This is a genomic window from Burkholderia sp. AU6039, from assembly GCF_002223365.1.
GTDB lineage: Bacteria > Pseudomonadota > Gammaproteobacteria > Burkholderiales > Burkholderiaceae > Burkholderia.
In genome coordinates, this window is sequence record NZ_NKFK01000007.1 from 117,745 (window position 1) to 134,541 (window position 16,797).

14 protein-coding genes are annotated in these 16,797 nt (G+C 67.6%); 7 read left to right on the plus strand and 7 right to left on the minus strand.

Annotated features, from left to right (window positions below; all coding sequences use genetic code 11):
* Positions 1–8: 8 nt before the first annotated feature.
* Entirely contained in the window at positions 9–932 is a 924-nt protein-coding gene (locus tag CFB39_RS32685; protein ID WP_089476051.1) for a LysR substrate-binding domain-containing protein, read from the minus strand.
* Between the two features lie 393 nt (positions 933–1,325).
* On the opposite strand from CFB39_RS32685, the gene CFB39_RS32690 reads away from it, so the two are divergent.
* Complete coding sequence (locus CFB39_RS32690; RefSeq protein WP_089429590.1) at positions 1,326–2,747, plus strand: cytosine permease; 1,422 nt, start codon at positions 1,326–1,328, stop codon at positions 2,745–2,747.
* A gap of 57 nt (positions 2,748–2,804) precedes the next feature.
* On the opposite strand, the gene CFB39_RS32695 is transcribed toward CFB39_RS32690, so the two are convergent.
* From CFB39_RS32695 to CFB39_RS32715, 5 genes are all read right to left on the minus strand, one after another.
* Positions 2,805–5,084 carry an FdhF/YdeP family oxidoreductase gene (locus CFB39_RS32695; protein WP_089460105.1) on the minus strand — a complete coding sequence of 760 codons (2,280 nt, stop codon included), beginning with the start codon at positions 5,082–5,084 and terminating at the stop codon, positions 2,805–2,807.
* 126 nt (positions 5,085–5,210) lie between these two features.
* A complete protein-coding gene (locus tag CFB39_RS32700) occupies positions 5,211–8,060 on the minus strand; it encodes an ATP-dependent Clp protease ATP-binding subunit (protein WP_089476052.1) in 2,850 nt (949 codons plus the stop codon).
* 634 nt (positions 8,061–8,694) lie between these two features.
* Positions 8,695–8,964, minus strand: coding sequence for a hypothetical protein (locus CFB39_RS32705; protein ID WP_089429593.1), 270 nt, complete (start codon positions 8,962–8,964; stop codon positions 8,695–8,697).
* Between the two features lie 104 nt (positions 8,965–9,068).
* Positions 9,069–9,884 carry a family 1 encapsulin nanocompartment shell protein gene (locus tag CFB39_RS32710; protein WP_089476053.1) on the minus strand — a complete coding sequence of 272 codons (816 nt, stop codon included), beginning with the start codon at positions 9,882–9,884 and terminating at the stop codon, positions 9,069–9,071.
* A 513-nt stretch (positions 9,885–10,397) separates the two neighbouring features.
* A complete protein-coding gene (locus tag CFB39_RS32715; protein ID WP_089476054.1) occupies positions 10,398–11,459 on the minus strand; it encodes a Dyp-type peroxidase in 1,062 nt (353 codons plus the stop codon).
* Positions 11,460–11,823: 364 nt separating this feature from the next.
* On the opposite strand from CFB39_RS32715, the gene CFB39_RS32720 reads away from it, so the two are divergent.
* The 6 genes from CFB39_RS32720 (at position 11,824) to CFB39_RS32745 (ending at position 15,528) form a co-directional block, all read left to right on the plus strand.
* On the plus strand, positions 11,824–12,204 hold the full coding sequence (locus CFB39_RS32720) for a LysR family transcriptional regulator (RefSeq protein WP_089476055.1): 381 nt from the start codon (positions 11,824–11,826) through the stop codon (positions 12,202–12,204).
* Positions 12,201–12,650 carry a phosphate-starvation-inducible protein PsiE gene (locus CFB39_RS32725; RefSeq protein ID WP_089476056.1) on the plus strand — a complete coding sequence of 150 codons (450 nt, stop codon included), beginning with the start codon at positions 12,201–12,203 and terminating at the stop codon, positions 12,648–12,650. The genes CFB39_RS32720 and CFB39_RS32725 overlap by 4 nt, the downstream gene beginning before the upstream one ends.
* A 54-nt stretch (positions 12,651–12,704) precedes the next feature.
* Positions 12,705–12,902 carry a hypothetical protein gene (locus CFB39_RS32730; protein ID WP_089429598.1) on the plus strand — a complete coding sequence of 66 codons (198 nt, stop codon included), beginning with the start codon at positions 12,705–12,707 and terminating at the stop codon, positions 12,900–12,902.
* A gap of 63 nt (positions 12,903–12,965) precedes the next feature.
* Positions 12,966–13,421: a DUF1269 domain-containing protein gene (locus tag CFB39_RS32735; protein WP_089429599.1), complete on the plus strand. Its 456-nt coding sequence runs from the start codon at positions 12,966–12,968 to the stop codon at positions 13,419–13,421.
* Positions 13,422–13,455: 34 nt separating this feature from the next.
* Positions 13,456–13,710, plus strand: a complete 255-nt coding sequence (locus CFB39_RS32740; protein ID WP_089476057.1) for a hypothetical protein — start codon at positions 13,456–13,458, stop codon at positions 13,708–13,710.
* A gap of 393 nt (positions 13,711–14,103) precedes the next feature.
* On the plus strand, positions 14,104–15,528 hold the full coding sequence (locus CFB39_RS32745) for a PLP-dependent aminotransferase family protein (protein ID WP_069249479.1): 1,425 nt from the start codon (positions 14,104–14,106) through the stop codon (positions 15,526–15,528).
* Between the two features lie 43 nt (positions 15,529–15,571).
* Here CFB39_RS32745 and CFB39_RS32750 read toward each other — a convergent pair whose 3' ends face one another.
* Positions 15,572–16,732, minus strand: a complete 1,161-nt coding sequence (locus tag CFB39_RS32750; RefSeq protein WP_089476058.1) for an NAD-dependent formate dehydrogenase — start codon at positions 16,730–16,732, stop codon at positions 15,572–15,574.
* Positions 16,733–16,797: the final 65 nt, after the last annotated feature.

Here is a 16,797-nt window from a genome sequence, read left to right on the forward strand (position 1 = left end):
CAGGTTCCTTATCGCACCGTTTCCGCGACGATCTGCGCGAGCCGCTCGCGGCAGAAATCGACGAACGACTGCGCCTGCTTCGTGAGCTGACCGCGCTTCAGCCGCGCGCTCACGAGCCCCGACGGGCTCACCGTTTCGCTGAGGCCGATCGTCACGACGCGCTGGCCGTCGTACGTGTATTCGGAATGTGGGCGCGTGACGAGCAGCGAGAAGCCGAACCCCTGGCCGACCATCCCGCGCACCATCTCGATCGACGGCGATCCGAACACGATGTTCGGCGTGAGCCCGAGTTCGTGAAAGAGGCTGACGAAATACGTGCGGCTCGGCTGCACGTCGAGCAGGATCATCGGCTCGACACAGAGGTCGCGCAACGACACGTGCGTCTGGCCCGCGAACCGGTGGTTTTCCGGCAGCAGCACGTACGGCTGCTGCGGCGGCATCAGCGGCTCGGTCTCGATCGTGCCGTCGAGATCGTGGTCGTACATCAGCGCGAGATCGAACGTGCCGGACGTCAGGCCCTGCACGAGTTCCTGCTGGTCGCCGTCGCGCAGCCGGATGTTCACGCCCGGGTAGCGCTCGCGAAAGCCCGCGATCAGTTGCGGCAGATAGAGCGGCGCGACCGTCTCGAAGCAGCCGATGTCGATCTGCCCGGTGATCACGTCGTTGTCGGCGAGCGCGTTCTGTTCGAATTCGTGCGCGATGCGCAGCAGTTCCTGCGCCTTCCGGTAGAAGCGCGTGCCGCTCGGCGTCAGCGACACGCCCTGCGCGTGATGGCGGATGAACAGCTTCACGCCGAAGCTTTCCTCCAGACCCTTGATCGCGCTGGAGATCGACGGCTGCGCGATGAAGAGCTGGCGCGACGCCTCGGCGACGCTGCCGGATTCCACCGTCGTCACGAAGTATTTCAGTTGCCGCAAAGTGTAGTGAGCCACAAGCACCTCTGATGCACGGCCCCGGCGTGCCGCCGCGGGCGCAATCTGTCCATGGTTTGCGTAGCACCTTACCTGAAAGCCCCCCGGCGCCGAAATGTCCGCTGCAGAGCTTTTTCGTATGTCCCGGAAATATTTTTAGTATTTTCCGGTCGCGCGGGTCGTGGCGCACCATCGTCTCCAACCTGGATCAAGAAGCAAACGAAGCGGCCGCGCACGCACCGGCGTGACATGGCATCCGCCCCCGCATGCGCATCGTCCGCTTCGCTCGACCCGCCGCCCGTGCACGCGGCGCGTCGTCGCTCGCGTATCCGGACCCGATTGCCGGCGCGCCCCCCAACGCGCGCCGGCTGACACGGCAAGCGCGCATCGCCGCGCAGGACAGGAGACATCACCATGACGAACGTGGACCGCAACGCGTCCCCGATGATAGAGAAGCACACGATCGGCTACGTGCCGCCCGCGGAGCGCCACGGCAAGGTGCGCGACCTGTTCACGCTCTGGTTCGGCGGCAACATCGCGCCGCTGCCGATCGTGACCGGCGCACTCGGCGTGCAGCTCTTCCACCTGAACCTGATGTGGGGCATCGTCGCGATCGTCGTCGGCCAGGCGGTCGGCGGCGTGCTGATGGCGCTGCATTCGGCGCAGGGGCCGCAGATGGGCATCCCGCAGATGATCCAGAGCCGCGCGCAATTCGGCTCGTGGGGCGCGCTGCTCGTGACCGTGATCGCGGCCGTGATGTACGTCGGCTTCTTCGCGTCGAACATCGTGCTGGCCGGCAAGTCGGTGCACGGCATCGCGTCGTCGGTGCCGGTGCCCGTCGGCATCGTGATCGGCGCGGTGGGCTCGGGGCTGATCGGGATCGTCGGCTACCGGTTCATCCACATCCTGAACCGGATCGGCACGTGGGTGCTCGGCATCGGCATCCTGGTCGGCTTCTGGATGATCCTCACGCACGTGACGACCGACGATTTCCTGACGCGCGGCGGCTTCAACTTCGCGGGCTGGCTCGCGACGGTGTCGCTGTCGGCGTTGTGGCAGATCGCGTTCGCACCGTACGTGTCGGACTATTCACGCTATCTGCCGGAAAACGTCGGCGTGGCGTCGACGTTCTGGGCGACCTATCTCGGCTGCACGATCGGCTCGACGCTCGCGTTCATCTTCGGCGCGGTCGCGGTGCTCGCGGTGCCGGCCGGCGCGGACGCGATGGATGCAGTCAAGCAGGCGACGGGTCCGCTCGGCCCGCTGATGCTCGTGCTGTTCCTGCTGAGCGTGATCAGCCACAACGCGCTGAACCTGTACGGTGCAGTGCTCGCGGTGATCACGTCGGTGCAGACGTTCGCATACAAGTGGATCCCGACCGCGAAGGCACGCGCGGTAGTGTCGGTCGTGATCTTCGTCGCCTGCTGCTACGCGGCGATCGGCGCGTCGACGAACTTCGTCGGCAACCTCGTGGATCTCGTGCTCGCGCTGCTCGTCGTGCTGGTGCCGTGGACGGCGATCAACCTGATCGACTTCTACGTGATCCACAAGGGCAAGTACGACATCAAGTCGATCTTCATGGTCGATGGCGGGATCTACGGCCGCTTCAATCCGCAGGCGCTGCTCGCGTATGCGATCGGCATTCTCGTGCAGATTCCGTTCATGAACACGCCGATGTATGCGGGCCCGATTCCCGCGCATCTCGGCGGCGCCGACCTGTCGTGGCTGGTGGGGCTCGTGCTGACGTCGCCGCTGTACTACTGGCTCGCGACGCGAGACAGCGCGTACCGGCGCCGGCAGACGGGCGCGACGATGCCGCCGACGGCGGCGCGGTAACAACGGGGAAGGAAGGGGGCCATCGCATCCGTTCAGACACGGTGGCCCGTTAGTACGTCAGACCACTGCCGAGCGCGCGACGCGCACCGGCACCGACTTGTACGACGGCGTGCCGCTTTCCTTGTCGATGTAGTCGAGCGGCACGAGCACGTTCGCTTCCGGGTAGTACGCGCCGACCGACCCCGGCGCGATGTCGTACTCGATCGCGGTGATCTTCTCGAGGCGCAGCGCGCGACCCGATGCGGTGACCGTCTCGATGTCGACGAGATCGCCGTGTTCGAGCCCGTACTTCGCGAGATCGGCGGGGTTCATGAACAGCACGTCGCGCCGGCCGAACACGCCGCGATAGCGGTCGTCGAGCCCGTAGATCGTCGTGTTGTACTGGTCGTGGCTGCGCAGCGTGATCAGCCGCAGCACCTGCTCGGCGCCGAGCACGTCGGCGTCCTCCTTTACGCCCTTGTAGACCGAGAACATCGCCTTGCCGGTTGGCGTCGGCCACACGCGCTCGGTGGGCGGCAGCGGCAGGCGGAAGCCGCCCGGCGTGCGGATGCGCTCGTTGAACGCCTCGAAGCCGGATACCGTCTTGTCGATCAGGTCGCGGATGCGGTCGTAGTCGTCGATCAGGTCGAGCCACGCGACCTTGCTGGCCGGTAGCGTCGCATGCGCGATGCCCGCGACGATCGCCGGCTCCGAGCGCAGCTGGTCGGACGCCGGCTTGAGCTTGCCGGCCGACGCGTGAACCATCGACATCGAATCCTCGACGGTGATCGACTGCCGGCCGGTGGCCTGCATGTCGAGCTCGGTGCGGCCGAGCACCGGCAGGACGAAGGTTTCCTTCGCGACCAGCAGATGCGAGCGGTTCAGCTTGGTGCCGAGATGCACGCTCAGGTCGAGCTTCGCCATCGCCGGGAACGACTGTTCCGGATCGGGCAGCGCGACCGCGAAGTTGCCGCCGAGGCACAGCAGCGCCTTCGCGGTGCCGTCGATCATCGCCTGCATCGCCTGCACGGCGTCATGCCCGTGATGCGCGGGCGGCGTGAAGCCGCACACGTCCTCGATCTTCTTCAGGAACTCGGCCGACGGCTTCTCGGTGATGCCGACCGTGCGGTTGCCCTGCACGTTCGAGTGGCCGCGCAGCGGGCACACGCCGGCGCCGGGCTTGCCGATGTTGCCGCGCATCAGCAGCAGGTCGGCGATCAGGCGCACGGTTGCGGTGCCCTTGTTGTGCTGCGTGACGCCCATCCCGTACGTGACGATCGTCGCGTTCGACTTCGCGTACGCGAGCGCGACCTGTTCGAGCTGCGCCTGGCTGAGCCCGCTCGCGCGCTCGATGTCGTCCCACGACGTGGCTTCGAGGTCGGCCGAGAACGCGTCGAAGCCGTTGGTGTGCTGCGCGATGAAGTCGCGGTCGAGCACGTTGCCGCGCTCGGCTTCGAGCTGCAGCAGCGCCTTCATGATGCCCTTCAGCGCGGCCGCGTCGCCGCCGGCGTCGACCTGGTAGTACGTCGATGCGATGCGGGTCGAGCCGAACGACGCCATCTCGATCATGTCCTGCGGATCGGCGAAGCGTTCGAGCGCGCGCTCGCGCAGCGGGTTGAACACGATGATCGGCACGTTGCGGCGCGCGCACTCGTGCAGCGTGCCCATCATCCGCGGGTGATTCGTGCCGGGGTTGTGGCCGATCGAGATGATCAGCTCGCAGTGGTCGAAATCCTCCAGCGATACGGTGCCCTTGCCGATGCCGATCGACTGCGGCAGGCCGACGCTGGTCGGCTCGTGGCACATGTTCGAGCAGTCGGGGAAGTTGTTGGTGCCGAGTTCGCGCGCGAACAGCTGGTACAGGTACGCGGCTTCGTTCGACGCGCGGCCGGACGTATAGAACTCGACCTGGTCGGGCGGCAGCGCGCGCAGCACTTCGCCGATGCGCGCGAACGCGTCGTCCCATTCGATCGCGCGGAACGTGTCGGTCGCGCGATCGTAGACGAGCGGATGCGTGAGCCGGCCCATGTTCTCCAGCTCGTAGTCCGACATGCGCAGCAGCGACGACACGGTATTCGCCGCGAAGAACTCGGGCGTCACGCGCTTGGTCGTCGCTTCCCACGTGACGGCCTTCGCGCCGTTCTCGCAGAACTGGAACGTCGACTTGTGTTCCTTGTCGGGCCAGGCGCAGCCGGGGCAGTCGAAGCCGTCGGGCTGGTTGGTCCGCATCAGCACGATCGGCGCCTCGATGGTTTCCATTTGCGTGCGCACCGCATCGGCTGTCGCGCGAAGCGCGCCCCAACCACCGGCGGGCCCGTCGTACTTCCTGATGCCTGGCACTTCGCGTCGATTTGTCATGTTGAATCTCCATCAGCCTTACCCGGTGCGGGCGGCTCGGTTTGCGCCGTGTCGCGGCGTGGGGCGGCTCCGTCCGGTGGACGGAGCCGGTCATGCATGCCCCGGGCGTGCGGGGCATGCTGTTTTTCAGTGCGCGTCCTTCTTCGCGCCCGACGACTTCTTGCCGGACGCTTTCGCGGCAGGCGCGGGCGGCGGTGCGTCGGCGGGCGTGTCGCCCGTCTTCGCATCGTCGGTGGCCTTGGCCGCCTTGCCGTTCGGCTTCGCCTTGCCGTCGGCGTCCTTCTTCGCGTCCTTGGTCTCCTTCGCTTCAGGCGCGGCGAGCTTGGTGAACTTCACTTCGTCGCTGGCCTTGTCGTAGTCGACCTCGCACTTGTCGCCCGACTTCAGCCGGTCGGCGAGGATCTCCTTCGCGAGCCGGGTCTCGATGGTCTGGCGGATCTGGCGCTTCAGCTCGCGTGCGCCGAACTCCGGCTGGTAGCCGGCTTCGGTCAGGTGCTCGACGAGCGCATCGCCCATCACGAGCGTGATGTCCTGCGCGGCGGCGGTGCGCACCACGCGGTCGAGCTGGATCTGCACGATCGCGCGGATGTTCTCCTTCGACAGCGCGTGGAAGACGATCACCTCGTCGATCCGGTTCAGGAACTCGGGGCGGAAATGGCCCTTCAGCACCTGCATCAGTTCCTCGCGGATCGCCTTGTCGGTCTTGCGCGCGGCTTCCGGTTGCGTGAGGTTGTCCATGATGATCGCGGCGCCGAGGTTGCTCGTCGCGATGATGATCGTGTTGCTGAAGTCGACCACGCGGCCCTTGCCGTCGGTCAGGCGGCCGTCGTCGAACACCTGCAGCAGCACGTTGTAGACGTCCGGATGCGCCTTCTCGATCTCGTCGAGCAGGATCACGCTGTACGGGCGGCGCCGCACGCGCTCGGTGAGCTGGCCGCCTTCGTCGTAGCCGACGTAGCCGGGCGGCGCGCCGATCAGCCGCGCGACCGCGTGTCGCTCCATGTACTCGGACATGTCGATGCGGATGATCGCCTGCTCGTCGCCGAACACGGTCTCGGCCAGCGCCTTCGCGAGCTCGGTCTTGCCGACGCCCGTCGGCCCGAGGAACAGGAACGTCGCGATCGGCCGGTGCGTCTGGCCGAGCCCCGCGCGCGACAGCCGCACGGCATCGCTGACGGCCACCACCGCGTCGCTCTGGCCGACCACGCGCTCGCGCAGTTGCTCTTCCATCTTCAACAGCTTCTGGCGTTCTTCCTGCGTGAGTTCGGAAACCGGGATGCCGGTGAGCCGCGACACGACCTCGGCCACCGATTCGACGGTGACCTCGAGCGTTTCGGAGCCCGTCTTGCGCTGCCACGCCTCCATCATCTCGTCGACGGATTTCTGCTTCGCGTTGATCTGCTCCTCGAACTGCTTCGCTTCGTCGAAGCGCTTGCGCGACGTGGCGTAGTCCTGCTCGCGCTTCAGTTGCGCGATCTGCGCTTCGCCTTCCTGGATGTCGACCGGGCGCGAGGTCGCGCCGATCCGCACGCGCGCGGCGGCCTGGTCGATCAGGTCGATCGCCTTGTCGGGGAGGAAGCGCGACGTGATGTAGCGATCGGCGAATTCCGCGGCCGCGACGAATGCGTCGTCGGCGAACGTGACCTGGTGGTGCGCCTCGAGGCTGTCGCGCAGCCCGCGCAGGATCACGATCGTCTGCTCGACGCTCGGCTCCGGCACGAACACCGGCTGGAAGCGCCGTTCGAGCGCGGCATCCTTCTCGATGTACTTCTGGTATTCGTTGAGCGTCGTCGCGCCGATCAGGCTCAGCTCGCCGCGTGCCAGCGCTGGCTTCAGCACGTTCGCGATGTCGAGGCCGCCTTCGCCGCCGCCCTGGCCGGCACCGACGATCGTGTGCAGCTCGTCGATGAACAGGATCAGTTCGTCCTGCTTCGCGGTGACTTCGTCGATCAGCTGCTTCGCGCGCTCCTCGAACTCGCCGCGGTACTTCGCGCCGGCCACCATCGAGTTGATGTTGACTTCGACGAGCCGCTTGTCGCGCAGCACCTCGGGCACGTCGCCGTTGACGATCCGCTGCGCGAGCCCTTCGACGATCGCCGTCTTGCCGACGCCCGGCTCGCCGATCAGCACCGGGTTGTTCTTCTTGCGGCGCGCGAGCACCTCGATCGTGCTCTCGATTTCCTGCGCACGGCCGAGCACCGGGTCGAGCTTGCCCTGGCGCGCGATCGCGGTGAGGTCGCGGCCGAACTTGTCGAGGTTCGGCGTGCCGGTCGGCGCATCGACGCGGCCGTCCTCGGCGCCTTTGCCGACCACCTTCACGACCTTCTGGCGCAGCGCCTCGGGCGTCACGCCGTATTTCTTCAGCAGCGTGCCGGCGACGCTGTCCGGCACCGACGCGAGCCCGATCAGCAAGTGCTCGGGGCCGATGTACGAGTGGCCGAGATCGCGCGACGCCTGGAACGCGTACTGCACGGCCTTCTTCACGCGCGGCGAGATCGACAGCTTGTCGAGCGGCGCATCGGGATCGGCCGTGCCGGTATGCGCATGCGCGTCGATGTACGACTTGATGTCTTCCGGCGACAGCTTCAGTTCCTTCAGCAGCGCGGCGCACACGTCGGTGTCCGCGAGCGCATACAGCAGGTGTTCGGAATCGAGCTCGCTGCGGCGCAGCTCGTGCGCCTTCTCGGCCGCGCGCTGCAGCAACTCCAGCGTCTGCTCGCTGAACGCGTCGGTCGGGTCGACCGATTCGCGCGGAATCTCGGCGGCGAGCGGCGATTCGTCGTCGAGCCCGCCGAACAGCGACGACGAGCCGCCACCGCCGAGCAGCGAATCGAACGGGTTCAGCATGCTCTGATGCCGCATCAGCTGACGGAAGTGGTAATCGCAGATCGAGATCGTCTTGCGCTCGCCGTCCTGCATCACGGTTGCGCGCGCGACGGCCGGCCGCGCGTGGCAGATATCGCAAAGTGCGGGCATGGTGGTCTGGCTCCTGTCGGTGAAAGTGGGTCGAAGGGTGAAGTCCCGATGCGGTGCGGCGCTTGGGCGCATGCCGACCGCAAACGCACGACACGCGGCACGGCGGCGCGCGGGCGGCACCGGTGCTGTCACGCAGCGCGCGTCGGCGTCGTGCACGGTCGCGGTCAGGGCGGCAAGCGTGCGTGCCGGGAGGAGCCCACGGCATCGCTTCGACTGCGTTCAAAATAGCGAATCGGCGGAGGCTATCCAAGGCACAGTTCCGCACCGGCCCGGCCGTGAATTGCACCCTCGCATGCGCGCGCGCACGGGCGGCAAGGAGTACAGACGGGCGGGCGCACGGCGCCACGGGCGTGCGCGGCGTGCGCAGCGTGTGATGACAGGAAGCGGAAGCGGGCGGCGCGCGAACGGATCGCGGTGCGACATCGGCGCGCAGGGCGCCGGTTATCGGGGGATCAAAGGCAGCACGGATGGGGCGGCGCGACGCAAGCGCGGCAGGGGGCGCGGCACGGGGCGCGTGCCGCGAGCGGCCAAGCGCCACCACGCACGCACCGCAGACGATGCGTGTGGGGCGGCCGCAGGCGAGGGCGGGTTGCACGGTCCGGGCCGGACACGGCGCAACCGTGGCGTGCCGCGGTCAGTCCGAGAGGGTCATCGCCAGCCGCTGCCGGGCGATCTGCTTCACGTCCTTCGACAGTGCCGCATTCGGCAGGCCATTGGCCCAGACGGAGAACGAATCCTCGATCAGGTTGCGCGTGTCGGGCGGCAACTCCGCCAGGACCAGCGACAAGACGGTGAACAGCACGGCGGTGTCGCCGGCCTGGCTGCTCGCGTTCGCGTCGACCGCCTGCTTCAGGTGGTCGACCGACGCCTGCAGCGCCTGCAATGCCTCATTCGACTCGCTCATCACACACTCCATGCAAGATGGGTTTGATCGGCGACGAACATGCGGCCGGCGGGGCGGCCGCTCGCGCGCGACACCCGGCGGGCATCGCGCGCAGGCAACCGCGGTCAGGCCGCCGTGCTGGCCTGCGGCGCCACGGCCACCGATGCTTCGCTCGTGAGCATCAGGAACGTGAACGTTTCGCGCAGGTACAGGCGGACGACCTTGTCGGTATGGCTCGTGTAGCCGATCGATACGTCTTCCCCGAGGTGCAGCTCGTAATCGCCGCCGCGCGTGGACAGCACGCAGCCGCCGCTGATCGCCGGCGCCCAGATGATCTCGCCGCTGACGATCCGCTTGATATGGCCGAGGACCGGATAGCCCTGGTCGCGCGCTTCGCTGAGCGCCGTGTACGCATCCGAGCCGAGCACGACCGAGTACGGGCCGTCGACGCCGGCAAGCCGCAGCGCTTCGAGCGCGTCGCTGATCGCGTCGGGATACGCGCTCACATCCGCCGGCAGCGTGAGCTTGCGGTTCGACGTGCCTTCGCGGATGCCGAGAATGCCGGCGGCCCGGTAGCCGTCGAAAATTGCGTCGTCCTCGGCGAACGCGAGCCGCTGCGCGGCGTCCTTCGCCGGTTGCCAGTCGGCGTCGCGCGCGCCGCGCTCGACGCTGTCGATCGCATCGCGGCTCAACTCGAACGGCACCGTCAGCTCGACGATCGTGCGGACTTCGCGCAGCCGCGCATTCACCAGCTCGCGCGGGGCGGCGACGTCGACGAGGTGCCCGGTGCCGACGGCCGACAGCTCGGGGCCTTCGGGGCCGTCGACATCGACGACGCGGCGGCCGGCCACCGATCGTTTGAACGTGCGTGCCACTTCCTCTTCGATTTGCTCCCAGGCGGAGGACGAGATCGGGGCGAGTTCGCGGTGCAGGTTATTCATGGGTTTGGGTTGCCTCACGTCAGCGAAAACACTTCATGGTGGCCGATCGGCTGACGGACTGCGTCTGAGCCCGGCAGGCCGATCGAGGACGAAATGCATATTAGCAGGCTCTATTGACACCGCTGCAGCACAAATCGAAACGACACGCTGCGGTGGCGCAACTGTTCTGCAATTCACGTGCGAGGAGAGGGTGTGCGCTTGTGCTGCACGCCGCGACGGATGGCGATGCCCGGGGGCGCACCGGCGCCCGCGTCGCTCGGGCCGGGCTCGATGGCGTGCCGAACCATAGGCGGCCGACGGCCGATCGCGTGTCGCGCATTCTTACGAACATTCATCCGGCAGGGGTTCCGGACGCCGGGGCTCGGCCGCGTTCAGTCGCCGGGGCCGAGCACGGCTGAATCATAGGCGCAGTCTATTGAAGCTTCGCAACGAGTGAAGGGCGTGCATGGCGCCACCATGCGTCTCGCCCGGCGCGGGGTCGGCGCGCCGGACTGCCCTTGGTGACGATGTGCGTTACGACGGCACGCCTTTCAGCGAGCCGATCTTCAGCGAGCCGTCGCGATGCGGCGCGGAAGATGCCGGTTCCGGCTCCGCGGCATCGGCGGCCGGCGCCGCGCGATCGGCGAGCGCTTCGAGCAGGTCGGCGGACGGCACGAAGAACAGCGAGCCGGTGACCGCGCGGCTGTAGTCGAGCAGGCGGTCGTAGTTGCCGGGCGGGCGGCCGACGAACATGTTCTCGAGCATCTGCTCGATCGGCGCCGGCGAACGCGCGTAGCCGATGAAGTAGGTGCCGAATTCGCCCGCGCCCGGGCGCCCGAACGGCATGTTGTCGCGCAGGATCTTCACTTCCTGGCCGCCCTCGTCGAGCGTGGTCAGCGAGCTGTGCGAGCACGACGGCTTCACGTCCGGCGCGAGCTCGATGTCGGCGAGCTTGGTGCGGCCGATGATGCGCTCCTGCGTCTCGACCGCGAGCGCGTTCCAGCCGGCCATGTCGTGCAGGTACTTCTGCACGATCACGTAGCTGCCGCCGGCGAATTCCGCGTCCTCGTCGCCGATCACCGTGAAGTCGACCGCCGCGCGGCCTTCCGGGTTCTCGGTGCCGTCGACGAAGCCGATCATCGCGCGCTGGTCGAAATTGCGGAAGCCGTGCACCTCGTCGACGACCGTGACGGCATCGCCGAGCGCGCCGAGCAGCTGCGTCGCGAGTTCGAAGCACAGGTCCATCGCTTCCGCGCGAATGTGCAGCAGGATGTCGCCGGGCGTCGCGACCGCGACGCGCTGCCCCGCGCCGAATTCGCGGAACGGATGTAGCGCGGCGGGGCGCGGGTTGCCGAACAGCGCATCCCACGCGTCGGCGCCGAAGCCGCACACGCAGGTGAGGTTGCCGCCCGGCACGCGCTTGCCGACCGAGCGCACGAGCGCGGCGATGTCGCCGCACCATGAGCGGATCGTGTCGGCGTGATCGGCGCCGGGATTGATCGTCGCCACGAGGAAGATCGCGCTGCGCGTGATCGTGCTGTGAACGTTTTGGGGGAGCGGGGGAGGTGTCTGCATCGTGGGCTGCCGGTCAGTCATGTCGGGACGGAAGTGCCGTGGCGCGCGAGGGCGAACGGTTGAACTGTGTCATGCGACTGTTCTCTTTGTGTCACGCGGATGAAGGACGCTGTGCGGGCATCCCGCAACGGGCCGCAGCGGTGGCGGCCGCACCGGGCGCGCGACCTGCCCGCCCCGCGTGACGTCGTCGAGCAAGCAATCTAGCAGCTTCGGCCGGTCTTTGGAACACGAATCGCCAAACTGTCATGCGAATCCGTCAAACAGGGCCGGATTTTGGCCGGCGCCCGCTCAGCTGTACTCCTGGCGCATGCAGCGCTGTGCTCTTGAGCGTGCGTGCCGCGTGCAGTAGATTAGGTCCCGCTGCGCCGCCACGAGGAGCGTCATCATGAACCTGCTGGAAGCGATGCGTGTGTATGTCGCGGTGGTCGAGCATGGCGGCCTGTCCGGTGCGGCGTCCGAGCTGCAACTCGACGAAGCGCAGGTGAGCGAACGGATCGACGGCCTCGAACGGTATCTCGGCTGCCGCCTGCTGCTGTGCCGCGACCACGACGACGTCGCCTGCACCGATGCGGGTGACGCGTTCCACGTGTGCTGCCGCCGGACGCTGTCCGCGGTCGAGCAGGCGACCGGCGCGGCCGGCCCGCATGCGACGGACAAGCCGGATCGGCCCGACGCGCACGATACCGTGCATGCCAGCGCGCGCGACGCGACGTTCCCGCCGCCGCCCGGCGCCGCTCATGCCTCAACCCAGCGACTGTCACCTTGAATACGACCTCCATTCCCTGCTCGCCCGCCGAGCGCATCCGCCGCCGCTTCGGCCATTTCCTTCACGCGGCCGAACTGGCCGGACTGATCGTGATCGGGCTCGCGACCGCGTTCGCGATGGCGCAGGAAGCGTGGAAGGTCGTACTCGCGGGCGAGGTGTCGCTGACCGACCTGCTGCTGATGTTCCTGTATCTCGAAGTGCTCGCGATGGACGTGCGCTACCTGCGGCTTGGCCGCTTGCCCGTGCGGTTTCCGCTGTTCATTGCGATGACGTCGCTCGCGCGCGACCTGATACTGCGCGGCGCAACCGACAGCCCCGAGCGGATGCTGATGACGACGGTCGGGATCGTGCTGCTCGCCGTCGGCGTGCTGATCCTGAGTTTCGGCCAGCACCGCTTCCCGGCCGACGTCGCCGATGTCGAGGACGATGCGCAGGCGCGCCGGTAACGCGCGGCCGGCCGGCCGCATGCATTTTCGCTGTCCCTGCAAGGAGGGAGCCGGATGAGCACACATTCCGTTGAATCGAAGCGGGCGATCGAGCTGCAGCACGCGGCGTCGGACGCCTACCGGCTGGCGCGCGACACGCGCGATGCCGATCCGGCGCTCGCCCGTGCGCCCACCGTCACCGGGTTGCAGCGAGAGGCGGCGTACGCCTATGCCGACGCGGCACGTGCACGCGAGGCGGCCATCGGCATCTGAAACCCCGGCGTGCCGCATCGGTTGCGGCGCTGCCACTGACCCTCCCACCGAGCGAGGTATCGCATGACCAAGCAACTGATCGTCGCCGTGTTCGGCAGCGTCGACACGGCTCGCCAGGCCGCGAACGATTTCGAGGCGCTGTCGGAGAAGGACGAAGGATTCCACATCGAGAACGGCGTCGTCGTCGAGAAGGACGCGACCGGCAAGCTCGCGGTCCTCCACGCCGAATCGCGGCCGTTCAAGGGCGGCGTGATCGGCGCGATCGCGGGCGGCTTGCTCGGCCTGCTCGCCGGGCCGCTCGGCGTGGTCACCGGCATGGCGGCCGGCGCGGGCGCCGGCATTCTCGCGGAAGCGGCCGGCAACGCGCTGCTCGACGGCACGTTCGTCGAGACGGTGGCGGCGCGGCTCGTGCCCGGCAGCGTCGCGATCATCCTGGAAGCGAAGGAAGACACGCCGTTCTCGGTCGACAACGTCGTGACCGGATTCGGCGGCAAGGTGTTTCGCCAGTCGCTCGATTGAGCGTGTCGTCGTCGAACCGTAAAGGGAGAACCGCATGCGCATCGAACAATCGTACCGGCGCTTCGACATCACGGCGACGCTGTCGCCGCTGCCCGGCCACGGCAACCGCGCGATCGCGAGCGTCGAGGTGACGACCGACGATCCGGCCCGCCTCGCCGATCTCGGCACCGGGCAATTCCTGCAGATCCGCAAGTGGGTCGAGTCGAACGACATCGCGTTGCTGACGGTGGTGTTCGACGAGTGCAAGGTCGCGATCGATCACTACGCGGACAACGTCGACGACGCTTGAGCGCACGGGGGGCCGGCGCATCAGCCGGCTTCACGTGACTTGCCGCCCGACGGCCGCCGGTAAACCGCGACGACGCACGCCGGCACCGCGTCCGGCGAATGCTTGCCACGCGATCGCGCGGGGCCGTTTGCGGTCGCGTTCGAATCTGTTCACCACGCCGGCCGGATTTCACGTTTCCTCGCCAAACTGTCACTTACATTCGTCGAAATGACGCAGTAGGATGCCGAACCTTGTCTAGATGAGATTCGCATTGCTATCCGCCTTCAATTTCGATAACGGACGAGGTTCGCACCGGGACGCCCGCGCCCGGGCACGGCTATCCGGCTTCGTGCACCCGCGCGGCCATGCCGCCCGTGCATCGCACGCCGGTTCACCGCTGGCGGGGCGAGGCGGATGAAGCTCTACGAGAAATTTGCAAACGACATAGAGAGACTCATCCGGCAGGGCGTATATCGACACGGCGATCGTGTCCCTTCGGTGCGGCAGGCGAGCCAGCAGCACCGGATCAGCATCACGACCGTGCTGCATGCGTATCTGTTGCTGGAAAGCCGCGGGCTGCTCGAAAGCCGGCCGCAGTCGGGCTATTTCGTGAACCTGCGGCGCGACGACAGCCATGCGCCGGTGCGCGAGCTGCGGCCGTCGAAGCCGATCGCGATCTCGTCGTCGGTCGACGTGAGCCGGCTCGTGCTATCGACGCTGCGCTCGATCGGCACCGACGACGCGGTGCCGCTTGGCTCGCCGTATCCGGACCCAAGCCTGTTTCCGTTCGAGAAGCTGAACCGCTATGCGTATGCGGCCGGCCGCGACAAATCGCTGTGGGGCGTGACGGACGGCTTGCCGCCCGGCCATCCGCGGCTGATCCGCCAGATTGCACGCCGCTACCTGGAAAACGGGATGTCGGTGGACCCGAACGAGATCATCGTGACGGTCGGCGCGACGGAGGCGATCAACCTGTGCCTGCAGGCGGTCGCGAAACCGGGCGACACGATCGCGGTGGAGTCACCGACGTTCTACGCGATGCTGCACGCGATCGAGCGGATGGGGATGAAGGCGATCGAGGTGGCGACGCATCCGGAATACGGAATCGACATCGCGGCGCTGGCCGCGATCGCGAAGTCGCAGCCGATCGCCGCATGCATGGTGATGCCGAACTTCCAGAACCCGCTCGGCTTCCAGATGCCGGACGAGCGCAAGCGCGAGCTGGTCGAGTTCGCCGCGAAAGCCGACCTGCCGATCATCGAGAACGGCGTGTACAACGAACTGTACTTCGGCAACATGCATCCGAGCACGCTGAAGTCGTTCGACCGGCACGACATCGTGCTGCATTGCTCGTCGTTCTCGAAGAGCCTGACGGCCGCGTACCGGATCGGCTGGGCGCTGCCGGGCCGCTATCGCGAGCAGGTCGAGAAGCTGAAATTCCTGAACACGCTCGCGACGCCGTCGCTGCCGCAGCTCGCGATCGCCGAGTTTCTCGAACGCGACGGCTACGAGCATCACCTGCGGCGGATTCGCAAGGCCTACGCGCAGCAGGCGAACCTGATGCGCACGATGGTGTCGCGATTCTTTCCGGAAGGCACGCGCATCTCGAGCCCGGCGGGCGGGTACGTGCTGTGGATCGAACTGCCTGCGCAGATCGACGCGATGCGGCTGTACCAGCTTGCGCTGGAGCAGGGGATCACGATCGGGCCCGGCTACATGTTCTCGATCACGGACAGCTACCGGAACTTCATCCGGCTGAACTACAGCAGCCCGTGGTCGCCGGAGATCGAACAGGCGGTGATCGCGGTCGGCAAGCTCGCCGCCTACTGCCTCGACTGAGTGAGCCGCCGCGCGTCCCGCGTCGTGCGGCACGCGCGCGGCGTCACGTCAGCCGGTACGACTGCGCGCCCGTTCCCGCGAGCGTGCCGCCGTCGACGATCAGGTATTCGTTGCGGATCGGCTTGCCGTCGAACCAGCACTGCAGGATCTCCAGCGTGCCGGCCGCGTAGCGGGCCTGCGCGGACAGCGACGTGCCCGAGATATGCGGAGTCATCCCGTTGAACGGCATCGTGCGCCACGGGTGATCGGCCGGCGCCGGCTGCGGAAACCACACGTCGCCGCCGTAGCCCGCGAGATGCCCGGACGTGACGGCGTTCACGACCGCGTCGCGGTCGACCAGCCTGGCACGCGCGGTGTTGATCAGGTACGCGCCGCGTTTCATGCGCGCGATCATCGCCGCGTCGAACAGGTGCTCGGTCGACGGGTACAACGGAATCTGCAGGTTGACGATGTCGACGGCGCTCGCGAGCGACGCGGCATCGGCGTGATACGTGAGCCCGAGTGCCTGCTCGATCGATGCATCGAGCCGGTGGCGCTGCGTGTAGTGCAGCTGCAGCCCGAACGGTTGCAGCCGGCGCAGCACGGCGAGCCCGATGCGCCCCGCGCCGACCGTGCCGAAGTGCATGCCTTCGACGTCGTAGCTGCGCGACACGCAATCGGCGATGTTCCAGCCGCCTTGCTGCGCGATCGCATGCGACGGCAAGTAGTTGCGCACCAGCGCGAGCGTCGTCATCACCACGTGCTCGGCCACGCTGATGCTGTTCGAGCCGGTGACTTCGGCGACGGTGATGTGCGCACGCGCGGCGGCGTCGAGATCGACGTGATCGGAGCCGATGCCGGCCGTCAGCGCGAGCTTCAGCTTCGGCGCGCGGGCGATCCGTTCGGCCGTCAGGTACGCGGGCCAGAACGGCTGCGAGATCACGACGTCCGCTTCAGGCAGCCGGCGCTCGAATTCGGAGTCGGGGCCGTCCTTGTCGCTCGTGACGATCAGCGTGTGGCCGTGCGCTTCCATGTAGGCGCGCAAGCCGAGCGCGCCGGACACCGAGCCGACGAGTTCGCCGGGACGAAAACCGGCCGGCCCGGCCGGCGTCGGCGCGGTCTGCCCGTCCGCGTAGTGCGTGATGATCGGAATCGCATCGCGCACGTAGCGCGGCGGGTAGCCGTCCACGGGATCGGGGTAGAGGACGCACAGGACGGTGGCCATCGGGTAGTACTCCTGGTGACGGGGAGAAGGCGGCACGCGGCTTGCGCGGGATGCGCGGCGTGCGT